This window comes from Kitasatospora sp. NPDC048722, from assembly GCF_040650235.1.
GTDB lineage: Bacteria > Actinomycetota > Actinomycetes > Streptomycetales > Streptomycetaceae > Kitasatospora.
On record NZ_JBEZGX010000056.1, the window covers coordinates 1 to 18,566 of the forward strand.

The following is an 18,566-nucleotide window of genomic DNA, read 5'->3' on the forward strand; positions in this document are numbered from 1 at the left end:
ACACCACCCCCACCACCCCAACCCCGCTACCAGGTGGTTTGAATGTTTTTAAGTCTTTTGCTATTGTTCTCGGCGTGACTGGTGTTCTGTCGTGTGCTCTTCCGATCTGGGCGGGGCGGACGGCGGCGGCCTCGGCCGCCGGGTCGGCGACGGCCCTCGCTGCGGGCAGCGGGGGCGCGGGCGCCATCCGGGCGACCGGGCCCGCCGCGCTGCCGGTGCCGACGCCGATCCCGCGGATCGGTTCCGTCATGCCGCTGCGTCGAGGTCGGAGGCGAGCAGGTCCGCGAGCTCCTTGAGCGAGTCCCGGGCGCCGTCGCCGACGGCCACGAGCTCCAGGACCTCGCCGCAGCCGGCGGCCAGGGCGAGGACGGACAGCAGACTGCGGGCGTCGACCGGCGTCTGGCCCGGGCGGCCGACGGTGACCTTGGCGGGCTGGCGGGCCGCGGCCTGGACGAGCAGTGACGCGGGCCGGGCGTGCAGGCCGCTCCGGGAGCCGACGGTGACCTGGATCGAGTGCATGGGAGTCCTTGGAGGAGGTGGAGGAGACGATCGCCGACCCGGGTGGGAGTCGGGCCGGCAGGGGGGTGGGCACGGTGGCCCGCGCACGGGGGTGAAGCGCGGGCCACCGTGTTCGCGCCTGGTCCTCGCGGTACGGGGGCAGTGGCGGAGACCGGGCGCTCAGTGGTTTCACGCCCGTTAGCGCGTTGTTTCGATTGGTTCTACGCCCGGATGTCGGGGGATGTCAACACATTCGGGCAGTCCCGGGCCTGTGGACGCAGAGGCGGCGCGATCGCTTGCTTTTTCGGCCGGAGCGCGTATGGTCGGGCCTCATCAGGCGTAAACGGACATGAAACGGACCCGATCCCACATGTATGCACCCGAGCGGCAGCAACAGATCCTCCGCCTCGCGCAGGAGCAGGGCAGGGTGGACGTGCCGACGCTGGCCGAGGGCTTCGGCGTCACGCAGGAGACCATCCGGCGCGACCTGAGCGCCCTGGACCGGGCCGGCCTGCTGCACCGGGTGCACGGCGGCGCACTGCCCGCCGGCGCACTGCACCTGGAGCCCGGTCTGGCCGAGCGGGACTCCACCGCCGCCGCCGAGAAGGAGCGCATCGCCAAGGCGGCCCTGGCCCTGCTGCCCGGCGAGGGCAGCGTGATCCTGGACGCCGGGACGACGGTCTCCCGGCTGGCCGGCCTCCTGCCCGCCGACTGCGCCCTCACCGTCGTCACCAACGCCCTCCCCGTCGCCGCCAGGCTCGCCGACCACCCGGCGCTCGCCCTCCACCTGGTCGGCGGGCGGCTGCGCCACCGCACCCAGGCCGCCGTCGACGCCTGGGCACTGCGCGATCTGGCCGACGTCCACGCGGACGTCGCGGTGGTCGCCACCAACGGCTTCTCCCCGGAGGGTGGCCTGTCGACGCCCGACCTCGCCGAGGCGGCCGTCAAACGCGCCATGCTCACCGGCGCCCGCCGGGTGGTGCTGGTCGCCGACTCCTCCAAGTACGGGGTCCGCCACTTCGCCCGGTTCGGCTCGCTGGACCAGGTCGACGTGCTGGTCACGGACACCGGACTGACCGACGAGCAGACCGCAGAGATCGAGAACCTCGGACCGGAAGTCATCCGCGCATGATCGTCACCATCACCCCGAACCCCAGCCTCGACCGCACCTACGAGCTGGGCACGCTCACCCCGGGCGAGGTCAACCGAGCCGCGCACGACCGGCTCGACCCCGGCGGCAAGGGCGTCAACGTCTCCCGTGCGCTCACGGCCGCCGGCCACCGCACCACCGCCGTCCTCCCGCTGGGCGGCCTCTCCGGGCAACTGCTCGCCGACCTGCTGCGCAGCCAGGGGATCGACGTCGCGGCGGTCGCGATCTCGGGCGACACCCGGATCAACGTCTCGATCGCCGAGGACAGCGGCAGTCTCACGAAGATCAACGCGGTCGGCCCCGAGCTCAGCGCCGCCGAGTCGGCCGCGTTGCTGGCGCTCGTCCGCGAGGACCACCTGGGGCACGGCGTCGACTGGCTGGCCTGCTGCGGCAGCCTGCCGCGCGGACTGGCTCCGGAGTGGTACGCCGAGCTGGTCGCCCAGGTGCACTCGGGTGGCGCCCGGATCGCCCTGGACACCTCCGGCCCGGCGCTGCTCGCCGCACTCTCGGCCCGCCCCGACGTGGTCAAGCCCAACCGGGAAGAACTCGCGGAGGCCGTCGGCCGCCCGGTCGCCACCGTCGGCGACGCCGTGGACGCGGCCGGGGAACTGCGCAAGCGTGGCGCCCAGCAGGTCCTCGCCAGCCTCGGCGCGGACGGGATGCTGCTGATCGCCGAGGAGGGCAACTGGTACGGCAGCGCACCGGTCGCCGCCGTCCGCAGCGACGTGGGAGCGGGCGACGCCTCGCTCGCCGGCTTCCTCGGAGCCGGTGGCAGCGGCCCCGAGGCACTCGCGGCGGCCCTGGCGCACGGCGCCGCCGCCGTACAACTGCCGGGGAGCGTCATGCCGGCCCCGGCCGATCTGGACCCGGCCGCGGTGGTCGTGACGGCGGACATCCCGCTCGAACGACCGCTCAGCGGTTGAGAACGGCCTCTGCCTTGAGGCACCGCGCCCGACCGTGTGGGACGGAACGGCGACCATTCCCGGGGGCAAGGGAACACTGTCAGGCACCAGTCGAAGGACCGACACGATGAGCGACACCAGCGGACTGATCACACCCGCACTCGTTGATCTCCACCTCGCCCCCCGGGACAAGAGCGAGGCCCTCCGCGCCCTCGCCCAGCGGCTGGTCGCCGAGGGCCGGGTCACCGACCTCGACGGCTTCCTCGCCGACGTCGCCGCCCGCGAGGCCCAGGCCCCGACCGGGATGGGCGACGGGATCGGCATACCGCACTGCAGATCGCCCCACGTCACGCGGCCGAGCCTGGCCTTCGGCCGCAGCGCCGGGGGCGTGGACTTCGACGCCCCGGACGGGCGGCCCGCCGACCTGATCTTCATGATCGCGGCACCCGCGGGTGCGGACGACGCCCACCTGCAGATCCTCGCCGCGCTGGCCCGCCGACTGATGGATCCCGCGTTCACCGGCGCCCTGCGCGATGCCGAGAGCCCGGGCGCCGTCGCGGCCCTGGTCAACGGCGAGGAGACGCCGGCCGCTGCTCCGGAGCCCGCCGCCGTCGCGCAGACGCCCGCCGCTCCGGAAGCGGCCGACGCCGACGCCGGGCTGCTGCTGGTCGCGGTGACCTCGTGCCCGACCGGCATCGCGCACACCTACATGGCCGCCAAGGCGCTCGAACTGGCCGCCGTCCGAGCGGGTGTGCGGATCCAGGTCGAGACCCAGGGCTCCGCCGGGACGACGCCGCTGGCCCCCGAGGTGATCGCGGCGGCCGACGCGGTGATCTTCGCCCATGACGTCGAGGTCCGGGACCGCGCCCGCTTCGCCGGCAAGCCGACCGTGGACGTGGGCGTGAAGGCCGCCGTCAACCGCGCCGACGACCTGATCGCCCGGGCCGCCGGCCTGGTCACCGAGACCGGCAGCGGTGCCCGCGCCGCCGCCCCGGTCGCCGCACCCAGCGCGCCGACGGGCGAGCACTGGGCCCAGCGGCTGCGCAAGTACCTGATGACGGGCGTCAGTTACATGATCCCGTTCGTCGCGGCCGGCGGCCTGCTGATCGCCCTCGCCTTCGCGATCGGCGGCTACCAGATCGCCTCCGCCCCGTCCGTGCTGGGTCATTTCGACTGGACCTCCTCGCACAGCTGGGCGGCGATGCTGTTCCAGACCGGCAAGACCTCCTTCGGCTTCCTGGTCCCCGTCCTCTCCGGATACATCGCCTGGGCGATCGCGGACCGGGCGGCGCTGGCCGCCGGCATCGCCGGCGGTGCCGTCTCGGTGGCGGTCGGCGCCGGCTTCCTCGGCGGCATCGTGTCGGGCCTGGCCGCGGGCTTCCTGGTGCTGTGGATGATCCGCTGGAACGTGCCGCGGGCGATCCGGGGCATCATGCCGGTGGTGGTGATCCCGCTGCTGTCGGTGGCGGCGGTCGGCTTCCTGATGTTCGTGGTGGTCGGCTCGCCCATCGCCTCGGCGATGAGCGGCCTGACCGACTGGCTGAACGGCCTCTCCGGCTCCAACGCGATCCTCCTCGGCGTGCTGCTCGGCGCGATGATGGCCTTCGACATGGGCGGCCCGCTCAACAAGGTCGCCTACACCTTCGCGGCCGGTGCGCTCACCTCCGCGGGCACCACCCCGGACGCCGGCAGCCTGAAGGTGATGGCCGCCGTGATGGCCGCGGGCATGACCCCGCCGCTGGGCATGGCGCTGGCGACCGTCGTCCGGCGCCGGCTGTTCACCCCCGAGGAGCGCGAGAACGGCAAGGCCGCCTGGGTGCTCGGAGCGTCGTTCATCACCGAAGGCGCCATCCCCTTCGCGGCGGCCGATCCGCTGCGGGTCATCCCGGCGAACATGGTCGGCAGCATGACCGCCGGCGGCCTGGTGATGGCCTTCGGTTCCACCCTGCGGGCCCCGCACGGCGGAATCTGGGTGCTCCCGCTGATCGGCAGCCCCTTCCTGTACCTGGTCGCGGTCGCGGCCGGCACGGTGGTCACCACGGGGGTGGTCGTCGTGCTCAAGGGGATGCGCAAGCCCGCCGTCCCGGCGGGCCCGGACGCCGTGCCGTCAGGCGCCGAGCAGGAGCTCGTCGGCGCCTGACACAAGGCCGGCGAGGTGTGGCCGGGCCGATCCGTCAGGCCGGCTTCCGAGCCGGTCAGTGGCGCCCGCTCGAACGAGCGGGCGCCACTGTCGTGCTCGCGCACGGTGAGGGCGGGCCGTGCTCTCCGTGGACCGGCCCTCACCCGTCAGCAGCGGGACATATCGTTGGGGCGGTCACCATCGGAGAACACACACGGGGGGCACACATGACCGTTCACCGGCCAGGACTGCCGGAGGACCTTCCGCCGGCCGAGGAACTGTGGGCGCGCTGGGCACTTCTCGCCGCGCTCGAGGCGACCACCGAGTACGAGGAGCGCCCGCCGCGCCACCGGACGGGCCGGTGGATCGATGACGACGGCCTCCACTGGGACGACTGCGGCTGCACCTGGTGGGTCATGTCGAAGGAGGGCGACGGCCGGTTCGTGCTCTACGGCGAGGACGAGGCGAGCGGCGTCAAGTGGCACGAGCCGGCGATCGACGTGCTGGCGGGCGGCCCGGACTGGCTGCCCCACGAGGAACTGCGGAACCGGCTCGAAGGGCACGAGATCGGCTGCGTCTACTGGTACGAGAACGGCGCCTGGGCCCGGGCACCGTACCCGGACGGCCTCGACGACGACGGCCTGGACTGCGGAATGAGCCACTTCATCGACCGCGACGAGGTGCTGGGCGAGCTGACGGACCACCTGGACGACACGGTCGACGGGCCGAGCGCGGACAGCCTCCTGGCCGACGCGGAAGCGTACCGACTGGAACCGCTCGGGCTGCTGGAACGGCTGGGCCGGACCAACCAGTACGACGACCCGTTGGACCGGCCGGCCATCGTCCGGGCGCTGGCGCGAGCGGGTCTGACGGGGGAGTTCGCGGCGACCGTCACGCCCTGACGGGGGCTCTGGACGCCCAGGGGTTCGGCGAGGTCGGTCCAGGTGGCGCCGGCATCGCGGGCACTCTCGATCAGGCCGGCCCCACCCCGGCGACGCCGGTGGCCATGCCGGCTGACCGGGTGTTCGTCAGCGTCTGGCCGGCAGGCTGCAGCGGACGGTGTCGCGTCACACCGGTGGACCGTTCAAGACCTGCGGCGGACCCGCGTAGCCTTGACCGGCGACAACGACATCCGTGACGACTCCGAACTCGGTAAGGAGCACCCCGTGCCACTGGTCTCCGTGGTGATGCCGGTACACAATTCGGCTGCCACTCTCGGCGCGTCGGTACGCTCCGTGCTTGCGCAGACGCACGCCGACGTCGAGCTGCTGATCACCGACGACGCATCCACCGACGGATCCATGGACCTGCTGCAGGACCTGGCCCGCCGGGACGAGCGTGTGCGCCCGCAGGCGGCACCCGAGCAGGGCGGCGCGGCCAGGGCCCGGAACCTCGCCATGGCGCGAGCCCGGGGGGAGTACGTGGCGTTCCTGGACAGCGACGACATGTGGCTCCCGGAGAAGCTGGAGCGGCAGCTCGCGTTCGCCGCCGAGGGCGATGCCCCACTGACGTTCACCTCGTACTACAAGGTCGCCGGCGACTTCACGGGCGAGGCCTGCGACTTCACGCCGAACGGGCGGGTGATCGCGGCGCGGGAGCGCGTGACGTACCGGGACATGCTGGTGCAGGACCACATCGGAGCCCTGACCGCCATGTACGACCGGACGGTGCTGGGCACGAGGCTGATGCCGGACATGCCGAAGCGGCAGGACTACGCGCTGTGGCTGGCGATCATGAGGGACGGGCACCCCGCCCGGGGCCTGCGGGAACCGCTGGCGGTCTACCGGGCCGGCCGGGCGGGGTCGCTGTCCTCGAACAAGCTGGCGCTGGTCGAGCACAACTGGGCGCTGTACCGCGAACACGAGCGGCTGTCGGTCCTCCGGTCGGTCGGGGCGCTGGCCGGGGCGACGTGGCACTCCGTGCGGAAGTCGCGGATCTAGCGCGGCCCGGGCGCCGGAGCGGACCACGGGGCCGGCGCCGCGGACGGTCAGCGGATGCCGATGCGGTCCGGGGCCGGTCCCGGCTCGGCGACGGGGTGGGGAGCCGGGACGGGACCCGCGCCCGGCGTGGGACGCAGCGGCCACCAGAGGGAGCGGCCGAGGAGGGCCGCGGCGGCCGGGACCGTGGCGAGCGAGAGGACCAGGGCCGAGAGCAGGATCCCGAGGGTCAGCGAGAAGGCGATCTGCTCGCTGCCCGGCGTGGTGGCCAGGGTGGCGAAGGAGCCGGCCAGGACCAGGCCCGCCGTGGCGATGGCGGGGGCGGTGTGCCGGACGGCGCGGGCCACGACGGCGCGGGGCGGGCCGGGGCGGTGCATCTCCTCGCGGATGCGGTCGGTGATGAGGATGTTGTAGTCGGTGCCGAGGGCGACGACGAACAGGAACAGCACCAGGGGCAGCGAGAAGGCGATGCCGGGCCGGTCCAGGCCGTGCTGGAACAGCAGCGTGGCGGCGCCGAGGGTGGCGGTGAACCCGAGGCCGACGGCGAGCAGCAGGACCACCGGGGCGAGCAGGCTGCGCAGGAGCAGCAGCAGGATCAGGGCGATCAGGGCGGCCGCGACCGGGAAGACCACGGTCAGGTCGTGTTCGACGGCGGTGGAGATGTCGGCGAAGATCGCCGCCGTACCGCCGACGTGGGCGCCGGTGCCCTTCGGGGCGTGTGCGGCGACCGCGGCGCGGACCGGGCCGGCGGCCAGGTCGCGGGCCCGCTGGCTCTGCGGGTCGGCGTTCAGGTAGACGTCGATCCGGGCGGCGCGGCGGTCGTCGGCGAGGACGGTCCGGCCGACCTGGCCGACGCCCTCGACGCCGGTGAGGGCGTGCGCGAGGCCGTCGAACCGGCCGGCGTCGAGGGTGCCGCCGTCCTCGGCGACGAGGTAGACGCTCGTCGGGTCGGACACGCCGGCCGGCAGGGCGCGGGCGATCTCCGCGGCGGTGGTCGAGGCCGGCGTCGCGGAGCCCTCGGGCTGGCTGTAGTCCATCCGGAGCCCGATCGTGCCGGCGGCCAGGGCACCGAGCAGGGCGACGGAGGCGAGCAGCAGCGCCAGCGGCCGACGGGCGACGAGGTCGCCGTAGCGGGCGGCGACGCCCGCGCGCGGCACCCGCTGCAGGCTGCGGGAGGGCCAGAACATCCTGCGGCCGCAGGCGGCGAGCAGCGCGGGCATCAGGGTGAGGCTGCCCAGCAGCATGACCAGCACCGCGACGGCGACGGCCGGGCCGAGCGAGCGGAACTGTCCGAAGCTGGCGACGCCCAGGGTGGCGAAGGCGGCGACGATGGTGAGCGCGGCCGAGGTGATCGCGGTGCCCACCCGGCCGGCCACCTCGGCGGCCGCCTCCCGGGCGGGCCGGTCGGGCCGCGCCCGCAGCTGCTCGCGGAACCGGAAGAGCAGGAACAGCAGGTAGTCGACGCCGATGCCGAGCAGCACCACGGAGATCAGGCCCGGGGTGCCGGCGTCCAGCCTGAGGCCGGTGAGCGAGGCCGCGCCGGCCACGGTGCCGGTGGCCGCGGCGCCGATCACGGCGGTCGCGAGCAGCGGCAGCACGGCGGCGAGCACGCTGCGGAACACCAGCACGTTGAGCAGGACGATCAGCGCCGTGACGAGGGCGCCGCCGATCGTCACGGCGGTCCGGTTGGCGTCGGCGCTGTCGGAGCGCTCGGCCAGGTCGCCGGTGAAGCCGGTGCGCATCCCGAGGTCGGCGAACCGTGCCCGGGCGTCGTCCCGGAAGGCCCGGAAGACGCCCTGGACGCCCTCGTCGGACGCGTTGCCGGTGAGCCCGACCGACAGCAGTTCGAAGGTGCGGTCGGGTGCCGTCATCGCAGGAGCGATCCGGGGAGTCTGGGAGCGGTCGGGGACGAGGAACTCCGGCTCGTCCTCCTTCCGGGGCATGACGACCCGGCGCTCGGCGAGCTTCGCGGCCTCGGCCTCGATCTGCCGCTGGTCGGCGGCGCCGAGCGGCTTGCCGTCGGTCCGGGCCACCAGCACCGTGACCGTGGTGGCGTCCGACCGCACGCCGAAGTGCTCCTCGGCGATCCTCAGCGCGGCGGCCGAGTCGTAGCTCCGGGGGAGGAAGTCCCCGCTCTGGGACTCGGTCACCCGGGACATCAGCATCGGGCCCAGGACCCCCAGCCCCATGCCCAGCACCGCCCAGAGGGCGATGACCTTCCACGCGTGTCTGGTGGAGAATCCGGTCAGTGCGCGGATCACGATTCCTCCGGCTGATGGACGCGAACGTCGGCTTCGGCGCCGGGAGTTCCCGGCCCGTCTCCAGACCATCAGGAGAAGGGGGCCGGAGCGTCCGAGCAGCGGACGATCCGAACCGGGGCCCACGCTCCTCCACCTGCGGCGAGACCGGGACCGTGGTCCTGGTCGCGCCCCGCCGCCTCGGCCTCGGGGACCACGTCCGGGCCGGCGGGCCGGTGCCAGAATGGGGAGGGTCAGTGCTGATCAGCCGGGAGGACCAGATGAGCGGGCGTCAGCGCCCCGAGGCGGCCGCGGGTACGGACGGCCGTACGGGGGGCGGTCGGGGCGGCCGTACGGAGGGCCCCCTCGTCGGCCTGCCGTGGAGCCGCACCGATGCGCTGGTGGCCATCGGTGCCGCCGCCCTGGACCTGCTCGGCTACCTGTTCCTCGATCAGGTGTCCGGCGCCCGTGGCATGACCGTTCCGGGCTTCGCCCTCGTCGTCCTGTCGGGCCTGCCGCTGCTCGCCCGGCGCAGCCGTCCGCTGCCGGCGCTCGCCGCCGTCCTGGTGCTCCAGGCGGCGGTCGACCTGGCCGCCCCGGCCGGTCCGCACTTCGGCGCCGTCCTGATGGTCGCCCTCTTCTCGGTGGGCCGCAGCCGCAGCGTCCCGGTCACGGCGGCCGCCGTCGTGGTGACGGCCGTCGCCACCACGCTGAGCCAGAGCCGCTTCCACGCCCCGTTCTGGCAGGACCTCATCGCCGCCCCGCTCTCCGCGACCCTGGTGGGTCTCGCCGGCCTCGCGATCGCGCGCTGGCAGCGTGAGGTGGACGCCAACCGCCGACTGCTGGCCGACCGCGCGGTGGCCGAGGAACGTCGGCGCATCGCACGGGAGTTGCACGACATCGTGGCCCACCACATCAGCACCATGCAGTTGATGGCCGGCGGCGCCCGCGCCAACCTCGGCCAACCGGAGGTGGTCCGGGACGCCCTGGTCACCCTGGAGTCCTCGGGGCGGCTGGCCCTGCGCGAGATGCGCCAGCTGCTGAACGTCCTGCGGGCCGGCGAGGAACCGGACTCCGCACCCCCGCTGCCCCAGCCCGGGGCGGACGAGGTGATCCGGCTGGTGGACGAGTCCTGCCTGGCCGGGCTGCCGACCGAACTCACCGTCGACGGGGACCGGCGCCCGCTGCCGCCGACCGTCGGCCTGACCGTGTTCCGCATCGTCCAGGAGAGCCTGACCAACGCCCGCAAGTACGCCGGCCCCGCCCGGGCATCCGTCCGCCTGGCCTACCACCCGGACAGGGTGACCGTCGAGGTGCGGGACGACGGCGGCGGCGCGCCCCCACCGGAGCGCGTGCCGGGCGCGGGCCCGGCCGGGTACGGCCTGATCGGCATGCGCGAGCGCGTCGCCCTGCACGGCGGCACCCTCACGACCGGGCCCCGGCCGGACGGCGGCTTCGCCGTGCGGGCCGAACTCCCGCTGTCCTGCGCCGAATCGGCCGAGGCGGCCGTCCAGCACGGGCAGGCGGTCCGGTGATCGACAGCACCGACCCGACCGTCGACACCAGCGCGACCGCCGGCACCGGCACCGATCCCGCGATCACGGTGCTCATCGTGGACGACCAGCCGCTGGTCCGGCGCGGACTGTCGCTGATCCTCTCGCCCGACCCGGCCCTTGAGGTGGTCGGCGAGGCCGAGGACGGGGAGCAGGCCGTCGCCGCGGCCCTCCGGCTGCGTCCCGACGTCGTGGTGATGGACATCCGGATGCCCGTCCTGGACGGCGTCGGCGCGACGGAGCGGCTGGCCCGGGTCCTGCCCGGCTGCCGGGTGCTGGCCCTCAGCACCTTCGACATGGACGAGTACGTGGTGGCCGCCCTGCGGGCCGGTGCCCACGGGTTCCTGCCCAAGGACGTCTCCCCGGAGGACCTGGGCGCGGCGATCCGCACCGTGCACGCCGGGGAGGCGGTGGTCGCCCCGCGTCTGCTCACCCGGCTGATCTCGACCTACGTCCGGGCGCCCGTCCCGCCGACCGCCGTCCCGCCGACCGCCCCCGGCACCGGCGGGCTCACGCCCCGGGAGGTCGAGGTCTGGCGGCTGATGGCCACCGGTCTGGACAACGCCTCGATCTCGCTGGCCCTGGACATCAGCCAGTCCACGGTGAAGAACTACATCACCAGCCTCTTCGGCAAGCTCGACGTCCGGGACCGCGCCCAGGCGGTCATCGCGGCCTACGAATCCGGCCTGGTCACCGCCCGCACGGGCAGCGGCGACCGGCCCGGAGGCGGCTAGGGCCCACATCGCGGCCGTCCTGGAGGATTGACCCGCCAACCGGAGGTTGCTGCCGCGCCGGGCCCGCGCCATGTGGGTCGGCCGTCAGCGGGGACAGTGTCCTGTCAGTGGGATGTGAGTGGCCTCCGGGACCGTAGGGGAGCGGGTGCGGCCGGCTGTGAAGGCGCGGACGTCCCCGCCTCCGATCACTTTCGAGCTCCGGGAGCCCGTCATGCCCTCCGTACGTCACGTCCCGTTCTGGGACGTCCACCGGCTGCCCCGCGCCGAGGGAAAGCGCTTCCTGGTCACCGGCGGCAACGCGGGTATCGGGTACTTCGTCGCCGAGCAACTGGCCGGCACCGGGGCCACGGTCGTGCTCGGCAGCCGCGACCGGGCGAAGGCCGACGCCGCCATCGGCTCCATCGGCTCGCGCGTGCCCGGCGCCGATGTGAAGCACGTGCCCCTGGACCTCGCCGACCTCGCCTCGCTCAAGGCGTCGGCGGACGCGCTCGGGTCGGACCGCCTCGACGCGGTCGTCCTCAACGCCGGTGTGGCGCTCGACCACCCACCGCGCCGCGAAACCGAGGACGGTCACGAGCTGATGTTCGCGACCAACCACCTGGGGCACTTCGCGCTGACCCACCACCTGGCACCCCTGCTCGCGGCGACCCCGGGGAGCCGGATCGTCACCACCGGCAGCTTCGCCGCCAAGTCCGAACGCCTGGACCTCGACGACCTCCAGAGCACGCACGACTACCGGCCCAAGCGCGCCTACGCGCGCTCCAAGCTCGCCCAGATGCTCTTCGCCCTCGAACTCGACCGCCGCCTGCGCGTCGCCGGCAGCACGACGCTGAGCGTGCTCGTCCACCCCGGCGGCGCGCTCGACTCCCTCACCCCCTCGCGCCCGCCGGTCCACGTCCGGACCACCGGAGAGCGGCTGAGCCGACTGCCGCTCGGCCTCGTCGTCCAGGGCAAGGACGCCGCCGCATGGCCCGCCGTCCGGGCCGTACTCGACCCGGACGTGCACGGCGGCCGGATGCTCAGCCCCCGGGCGTTCGGACTGCGCGGCACGCCCAGGACCGAACCCCTCTGGAAACACCTGACCGACACGGTGACCGCGGCACGCCTCTGGGCGGCCAGCCGCGACCTGACCGGCACCGACCCGACATTCACCGGGGCGGACACCGCCGCTGTCTCCCTGGACCCGGGTGGGCCGACGGGCGCTCAGGAGCGTCTCCCGAACGAGGTGAACAGGTCCCGCTGAGGACTCGGGGCCGGTCGGCCCGCGCGCCTCGCCCGCTCCCGTCCGCCGCCGTGCTCGGTGGCGGGGGCGCCGGTCCGATCCCCTGCTCGACGCCGACGGTTCACCGGCCCGGCGCTGCACGGTGTGGCCGCTGTACCGGTCGCCGGAACCGGCACCAACGAGACCGGCTCACTTCGCGTCTCCGCTCACCGGTCCGTGGTCCCGTGTGACGGTCCCTGCAGGCAGCCGTCCGCCCGTAGGAGCCCGGAGCCCGGAGCCCGGGCGAAACCCACCGTGCACGGCAACGACATCGGGAGCCGGTGGGATCTGCTGCGTCCGCTTCCGTCTGCGGGAATCGGCGGTCACCGGTCACCGGTCACCGGTCGGCCGCGGCGGCGCGGGTGCGCCAGTAGGTGGCTTCGACGGGTTCGTCCTCGGCGTCGGCCAGTTCGGCCAGGAGGAGGAGCACGGCGGCCGGGAGGCCGTCGGGTTCGGGCGGTGGGGACGCTGCGGGCAGGGGGGTGCGAGGCGTCGGGGTGGGATCCTCGCTGCTCATGGCCAGGACCTCGCGGGCGCGGGTCTCGTCGCCCAGGCGCTGGAGGAGCGAGGTGTAGTGGACGCGGGCGCGGCCGGCTACGTCGGGGTCGGCGGCGCGGATGGCGGCCTCGAACCAGGTGGCGGCGTCCCGTTCGCGGTCGGGCACGCTGTCGACGACCAGGGCGAGCAGGAGGACGGCCTCCGGGTGGTGCGGGCTCTGCTCGTCCTCGGCGACCGGGCGCAGCACCTCCTCCGCGCGGGCGAACTCGCGCAGGCGGAACAGGGTGCTGCCGAGGTAGCGGCGGACGAGGTGGTGCAGATCGGGTTCGGTGGTCGCCAGGGCCTCGGTCAGGACGTCGCGGGCGCGGGGGAAGTCGTTGCGGGCGCGCAGGGCGATGCCGAGGAGGGTCGTGGCGCGCGGGGTGTCGGGGCTTGCCGGCAGCTCGCGTGCGGCCTCCATGAGGCGTACGGCGGCGTCGAGTTCGCCGACCTCCAGGAGGTCCCCGCCGGCCGCCACGTACGCGGGGACGGGGTCGTCCTCGGTGGCCAGGAGGTCGGCGACGCCCTGGGTGTCGTCGCGGTCCAGCAGGAGGGCGGCGAGCCGGGCGCGGGCGACCTCGGTGACGTCGGAGGGCTCGTCGGCGAGCACCGCGCGCAGCAACTCCTCGGCGTGGGCGGCCTCTTCGGTGTCCAGGAGCCGGGTGGCCAGGTGGAAGCGGGCGAGCTGGAGGGCCGGGCCGTCGGCGGTGTCGACGGCGGTGCGCAGGTGGGTGAGGCCCTCCGCCTCGCGGCCGGGGGTGAGGACGAGGAGCACGCCCAGGAGGGCGACGCCGGTGCCCGCCGCCACCGTGTGACCGGAGGCCATGAGCTCGCGCAGGAGCGCCTCGGCTTCCTCGGGGCGGTCGAGGTCCACCAGCAGGGTGGCGAGGTCGATCCGGGCGGCGGGGGACCACGCGGGGTGCTCGGTGGCCACGGCCAGCCGGTAGGCGTCGACGGCCTCCTCCGGGCGCTCCAGGGCGTCCAGCAGGCCGCCGAGGAGGTAGGTGGCGTGCGGGCCGAGGTGGGGGTGCGGGGAGCGGGCGGTCGCAGTCAGGAGGGCCGTCGCCTCCTCGACGGCGTCCGAGCCGCCGGCGGAGTGCGGGTCCTGGACCTCGCCGACGATGAGGAGGGCCAGGTCGATGCGGGCCTGCCAGGACCAGGTGTGGTGCCCGAACGCGATGGCCCGCCGGTAGGCGGCGGCGGCCTCGTCCGGGCGGCCCTGCGCCTCGTGGACGTCGCCGAGCAGGTCGGCCGCGCGGGCCGCCTCGTCGCGGTGGCCCGAGGCGGCGACCTCGGCGAGCAGTGCGCAGGCGCCCGCGTCGTCCTGGTCGCGGCCGTAGAGGAGGCAGGCGAGGCCGGTGCGGCCCATCAGGGCCCAGTCGCGGTGGCCGGTGGCGATCGCCCGCCGGAGCCACTGCTCGGCCTCGGGGTAGTCGTCCTCGCCCAGGTGGAAGTGGCCGAGGACGGACATGGCCTCCGGGCTGCGGTCGGCCTGGTCGAGGTCGACGACCTGGCGCAGGTGCGCGACGCCCTCCTCGGTGTCGCCCAGGAAGAGCCGGGCCACACCGAGGCAGAGCCGAGCGCCGACCTCGACCCACGGGCCGCCGTTGGCGAGGGCGAGTTCCAGCAGCTCCGCCGACTCGGCGTAGCGGCCGCGCACGATCAGCAGCTCGCCGAGGGCGCTCTGGGCGATCGGGCGCGCTTCGGGGTTGCCGTCGGCCAGCACCGAGCGCAGCAGCTCCTCCGCCCGGTCGAGTTCGCCCCGGCCGACCAGCAGCCCGCCCAGGCTGGCCCGCGCCATGCCGCTGATCGACGAGCCGACGGACGAGCCGACCGCCCGCGACAGGCTCCACGGCTGGTCGGCCGGCGGTTCGGCGGAGGACGGCGCCGAGCGCAGCGCCGGCACCCGCTTGGCGTGGTCCGGCGGGCCGATGCCCGGCGCCTCGGCGAGCACGGCGGCGGTGCCCCGGCCGCTGAGGACCCGGCCGAGCCGGGCGGTGGCCTGTGGCGGCATCTCCTCGACGCCGTGCGCGAGCACCGCGGTCAGCAGTCGCTCGGCCTGCTCGGTCTCGTCCAGCTGCCACAGCACGCCGGCGAGTGCGACCTGGGCGATCAGCGAGATGTCCGGGTCCTGGGAGCGGACCGCGCGCTCCAGGAGGGTGCGGGCGGCCTCGTGTTCGCCGCGGGCGGAGAGCAGGCCGCCGAGTTCGCTCTGGGCCAGCTCGGCGACGTCCTCAAGGCCGGAGTCGGCGGCGCGCTGGAGCAGGAGCTCGGCCTCGGCGAACTCGCGGCGGTAGATGAGGACGGTGCTGAGGAACAGGGCGGCGGCGGCCGTCAGGTCGTCGTCCGCGTCCTCGGCGACGACCCGGCGCAGCTGTTCTTCGGCGATGTCGGCGCGGTCGTGGACGACGGCCACCATGCCGAGGGTGAGCAGGTCGGCGCCGTCCAGCAGTTGGGCGGCGAGCTCCCAGGCCGCGTCGTCGACCGCCTCGGCGTCGACGGCGGAGTCGAGGTACTCGGCGACGTAGGGGAAGACCTCGTAGCCGGGTCGCCCGGCGTCGTCGCGCGCGCGGACGAGCAGGGCGATGCCCGCCTGGGCGCGGTCGCGGGCCCAGGCGAGCGCGGTGCGGTACGGCTCGTCGCCGGGGTCCAGGTCGAGTTCGACGAAGCGCAGCCGGTACCGGTCGAACAGCTCGCGCAGGGTCGGCTCGTCGAGCAGGACGGGGGAGCCGACGCGGGCCCAGTCGGCGGCGGCGCGGACCAGCAGCCGGCCCTCGGGGCAGCTCTCCAGGCCGGCCTCCAGACGGGTCTCCAGGGCGGGCGCGGCGACGAGCATCTCGCCGAGGCCGCGCAGCGAGAAGTCCTCCTGCGGGTAGAGGTCGGCGGCGGCTTCGCGCTCCTCGTCGGTGAGGGTGTGCGGCAGGTGCACGACGGTGGCCCGGCGCAGCACCTCGCGGGTGGCGCGGCCGACCTCGTTCTCCAGGCCGGCGAGTTCCTCGCGGTGGCGGTGGGTCAGGGTGCCGACGACCAGGCAGGGCGGGTCGTGCTGGAGCAGGAGGTCCAGCACGTGGGCGTCGATCGCACCGGAGAGCAGGTAGTGGTGCAGGTCGTCGAGCCAGACGACGACCTGGCCGGGGGAGTGCGGCAGGCCGGCCCGGGCGAGTTCCGCCAGGTCGCGCCGGCCCCGCCGGGGGACGACCAGCCGGGCGGCGCCGTGGGCGGCGCTCAGGCGTTCGTGCAGGGTGCGGGACTTGCCGGCCTTGGACCGGCCGACCACCAGGACGAAGCCACCGGCGGCGAGGGCCGTGTCCAGCCCGCGGTCGGCGACCGGACGGTCGACGTAGGGCTCGTATCCGCCCGCGGTGTACGTGGACTCGCTGACGCCCAGGTCGTGCGGGTCGACCTGGTCGAGCCTGGGCAGCTCGCCGGACGGCGCGAGGGGCACGGCGAGCAGACGGGCCAGGCGCTCGCGGCGCTCCTGCTCGGTGATGTCGTGGACGAGCGCGGCGAGCGGCGGCCAGAGCCGGGCGATCGGGTCGAGCGACAGCGCGAAGCCCACCCGGCGGTCGGCGCGGCCCGGCTTCTGCCGCCGCCCGAGGACGCCGATCACCGCGTGCAGCGTGTTGTTCCACACCGGCGCGCCGGAGAAGCCGGGTTCGGTGGCCCAACCGGTCTGCGCGGTCGACTCCAGCTGGAGCCAGTCGCCCTCGGCGTAGCCGACGATCTCGCCGCGGATCGGCACGCCGCCGGTCTTGTGCTCGGCGGGGAAACCGTGGGCGCGGAAGGTGTGGCCGAACACGTCGGCGTCGGTGCGGCGCAGCGGCGCGGGCTCGGCCCCGGGCGGGGCCGGGGCGTCGAGCTCCAGGACCGCCACGTCGCCGGCCCACTCCTTGGGCGGGTGCCAGCCGCCGGGCAGGACGCGGGCGGGGACGGGCTCGTGCGCGGGCAGGAACGGGAAGCGCACGAGCACCGGGCCCTCCGGCGGCTCGGCGGGGGTGCCCGGGTCGACGACATGGGCGCAGGTGAGGACGAGGCGCTCGGAGATGAGCGTGCCACCGCCCTCGGGCAGTGGCCGCCCGTGCGGCTGGACACTGACGACCCAGGGCGCGCGGGCCGGGTTGGGCGCCACCGGTCAGCTCGCGGCGGCCGGACCGGACTTCCAGCTGAGGGTGACGTCGAAGTGGCCCTCGGTGGCGGTCTTGGCGATGACGACGCCGGCCTCGGCGTTGAGCTTGATGCCGAAGGACACCTCGATCTCCTCGGGTTTGAGGTGCCGCAGGACCGCGAGGACGGATTCGAGCGTGGGACGGCACGCGGTGAGCGCGGCGTCGAGGCGGTGCGCGGCCTCGGCGATGCCCTCGTCGCCGCGGGAGACGAGCTGGATGCCGGGGGAGTCGTCGTCGACCTCGACCACGAGGGAGGAGTCGTCCGGTCCCTGGAAGCGCAGCAACTCCGGCATGGTGACCCCCACTTGGTGATGTCGTGCGGTGGTGCGACGGTCGCAGGATAGCGGTCGGCGGGGGTGCGGAGGGGGCGTTTGGCGGAGTCGGGCCGGCAGGGGTGCGAGGTTGTGCGAACGGGCCCCGGGAGATCGGCGGTTGCGGGTGTCGGGCGGGCGTTCCGCCGCTACCATCGGGGCCCGGACGCGGGTACGGCTGGGGGCACGGCTGGGGGTGGCGGCGTGGAGCGGGCCAGGCGGGAGATCGCGGCGGCGCTGGAAGCGGTGGGCGACGGCGAGGTCGTCGCGTCGCTGCGGGTGCTGGGGGCCGCGCTGCAGTGGGTGTGCGCCGAACTGCGCGGGATCGACGGCGGGCCCGGTGGCGCGTCCGCGCTTGAAGCGCTGTACGAGCTCGACGACGCGCTGACGGCCGGGGAGGGCCTGCGCGACGCGGTCGACGTGCTGTTCGACGCGGTGCTCGCCGGGGCCGCCGTCCGGCGCGACGTCGGCGACCTCGCGGACCGGCTGCGCGCGGCCAAGCGGGCCGTGCAGGCCGAACGGGAGGCGCTCGACGAACTGGAACAGCGCGAGCACGAGTTGCGCCGCAGGCTCGCCGAGCTCACCGAACTGCGGCGCCAGGTCGACGACTTGCGGCGCCTGGAGCGGATCGTCTCGGCGCTCGACGGGCTCGCCCACCAGCAGGAGGTCATCACCGCCCGCCTGCTGGCGCTGCGCGGCAAGGACTCCGGCGTCGAGGACGTCCTGCGCACGAGCGCCGACCGGCTCGTGCGGCTCTCGGAGGAGCAGCTCGCCGCGCTCTTGCCGCAGACCCGCGACCGGCTCGCCCGCGCCCAGGACGTGGACGACCAACTCGCGGTCGAGCAGCGGCGGTTCGATGAGAGCAGCGCGCGCCTCGCCGAGGTGCGGGACCGCTTGGACAGCGTGCGCACCCGGCGCGTCGAGCAGCTCGCCTCGCTGCGCCTGCACGCTCACGCGGACGCCGAACTGGCCCGGGTGCTCGCGCCGGAGAGCGTGGAGGCGGACGGCGAGGCACGCTCGGCGCTGGTCGAGGCCGAGGCGCTGGCGGCCTCGCTGGAGGCGAGGCTCACCCGGGTCGACGAGATCCTCGCCGGCCTGCTGGAACGCCGCGAGCAGGCGGACGACGGGGCGCACACCGCCCTGTCCTGGGCTGACCAGTAG

Annotated in this window: 13 protein-coding genes; 9 read left to right on the plus strand and 4 right to left on the minus strand. The window is 74.7% G+C overall.

Features of this window, described 5'->3' with window-relative positions; genetic code table 11:
- Positions 1-246: 246 nt before the first annotated feature.
- Positions 247-519, minus strand: a complete 273-nt coding sequence (locus tag AB0C76_RS31880) for an HPr family phosphocarrier protein (protein ID WP_359972263.1) — start codon at positions 517-519, stop codon at positions 247-249.
- 349 nt (positions 520-868) lie between these two features.
- Here AB0C76_RS31880 and AB0C76_RS31885 point away from each other — a divergent pair, with 349 nt between their 5' ends.
- The 5 genes from AB0C76_RS31885 to AB0C76_RS31905 all read left to right on the plus strand — a co-directional run bounded on the left by AB0C76_RS31885 (position 869) and on the right by AB0C76_RS31905 (position 6,609).
- Positions 869-1,630, plus strand: a complete 762-nt coding sequence (locus AB0C76_RS31885) for a DeoR/GlpR family DNA-binding transcription regulator (protein WP_359972265.1) — start codon at positions 869-871, stop codon at positions 1,628-1,630.
- Entirely contained in the window at positions 1,627-2,571 is a 945-nt protein-coding gene (gene pfkB / locus AB0C76_RS31890; protein ID WP_359972267.1) for a 1-phosphofructokinase, read from the plus strand. Before AB0C76_RS31885 ends, pfkB begins: the two co-directional genes overlap by 4 nt.
- Before the next feature lie 106 nt (positions 2,572-2,677).
- Complete coding sequence (locus AB0C76_RS31895) at positions 2,678-4,690, plus strand: fructose-specific PTS transporter subunit EIIC (RefSeq protein WP_359972268.1); 2,013 nt, start codon at positions 2,678-2,680, stop codon at positions 4,688-4,690.
- Positions 4,691-4,896: 206 nt separating this feature from the next.
- Positions 4,897-5,571: a hypothetical protein gene (locus AB0C76_RS31900; RefSeq protein WP_359972270.1), complete on the plus strand. Its 675-nt coding sequence runs from the start codon at positions 4,897-4,899 to the stop codon at positions 5,569-5,571.
- Positions 5,572-5,835: 264 nt separating this feature from the next.
- On the plus strand, positions 5,836-6,609 hold the full coding sequence (locus AB0C76_RS31905) for a glycosyltransferase family 2 protein (RefSeq protein ID WP_359972272.1): 774 nt from the start codon (positions 5,836-5,838) through the stop codon (positions 6,607-6,609).
- Between the two features lie 47 nt (positions 6,610-6,656).
- Here AB0C76_RS31905 and AB0C76_RS31910 read toward each other — a convergent pair whose 3' ends face one another.
- A complete protein-coding gene (locus AB0C76_RS31910) occupies positions 6,657-8,867 on the minus strand; it encodes an MMPL family transporter (RefSeq protein ID WP_359972273.1) in 2,211 nt (736 codons plus the stop codon).
- Between the two features lie 257 nt (positions 8,868-9,124).
- On the opposite strand from AB0C76_RS31910, the gene AB0C76_RS31915 reads away from it, so the two are divergent.
- The 3 genes from AB0C76_RS31915 (at position 9,125) to AB0C76_RS31925 (ending at position 12,373) form a co-directional block, all read left to right on the plus strand.
- A complete protein-coding gene (locus AB0C76_RS31915) occupies positions 9,125-10,378 on the plus strand; it encodes a sensor histidine kinase (protein ID WP_359972275.1) in 1,254 nt (417 codons plus the stop codon).
- 62 nt (positions 10,379-10,440) lie between these two features.
- Entirely contained in the window at positions 10,441-11,130 is a 690-nt protein-coding gene (locus AB0C76_RS31920; protein WP_359972329.1) for a response regulator transcription factor, read from the plus strand.
- Between the two features lie 211 nt (positions 11,131-11,341).
- Complete coding sequence (locus AB0C76_RS31925; protein WP_359972277.1) at positions 11,342-12,373, plus strand: SDR family NAD(P)-dependent oxidoreductase; 1,032 nt, start codon at positions 11,342-11,344, stop codon at positions 12,371-12,373.
- A 355-nt stretch (positions 12,374-12,728) separates the two neighbouring features.
- Here the strand turns inward: AB0C76_RS31925 and AB0C76_RS31930 are convergent, their stop codons facing one another.
- Together AB0C76_RS31930 and AB0C76_RS31935 are read right to left on the minus strand one after the other, a co-directional pair.
- Positions 12,729-17,057 (minus strand): tetratricopeptide repeat protein, encoded by a 4,329-nt coding sequence (locus AB0C76_RS31930; protein ID WP_359972279.1) that lies wholly within the window; start codon positions 17,055-17,057, stop codon positions 12,729-12,731.
- A 3-nt stretch (positions 17,058-17,060) separates the two neighbouring features.
- Positions 17,061-17,387: a CU044_2847 family protein gene (locus AB0C76_RS31935; protein ID WP_329927776.1), complete on the minus strand. Its 327-nt coding sequence runs from the start codon at positions 17,385-17,387 to the stop codon at positions 17,061-17,063.
- Positions 17,388-17,609: 222 nt separating this feature from the next.
- On the opposite strand from AB0C76_RS31935, the gene AB0C76_RS31940 reads away from it, so the two are divergent.
- Positions 17,610-18,566: a hypothetical protein gene (locus AB0C76_RS31940; RefSeq protein WP_359972281.1), complete on the plus strand. Its 957-nt coding sequence runs from the start codon at positions 17,610-17,612 to the stop codon at positions 18,564-18,566.

Coding starts and splice junctions, on each gene's coding strand:
- AB0C76_RS31935 (WP_329927776.1), bottom strand. CDS start 17,387: ATGCCGGAGTTGCTGCGCTTCCAGGGACCGGACGACTCCTCCCTCGTG.
- AB0C76_RS31885 (WP_359972265.1), top strand. CDS start 869: ATGTATGCACCCGAGCGGCAGCAACAGATCCTCCGCCTCGCGCAGGAG.
- AB0C76_RS31895 (WP_359972268.1), top strand. CDS start 2,678: ATGAGCGACACCAGCGGACTGATCACACCCGCACTCGTTGATCTCCAC.
- AB0C76_RS31915 (WP_359972275.1), top strand. CDS start 9,125: ATGAGCGGGCGTCAGCGCCCCGAGGCGGCCGCGGGTACGGACGGCCGT.
- AB0C76_RS31900 (WP_359972270.1), top strand. CDS start 4,897: ATGACCGTTCACCGGCCAGGACTGCCGGAGGACCTTCCGCCGGCCGAG.
- AB0C76_RS31880 (WP_359972263.1), bottom strand. CDS start 519: ATGCACTCGATCCAGGTCACCGTCGGCTCCCGGAGCGGCCTGCACGCC.
- pfkB (WP_359972267.1), top strand. CDS start 1,627: ATGATCGTCACCATCACCCCGAACCCCAGCCTCGACCGCACCTACGAG.
- AB0C76_RS31925 (WP_359972277.1), top strand. CDS start 11,342: ATGCCCTCCGTACGTCACGTCCCGTTCTGGGACGTCCACCGGCTGCCC.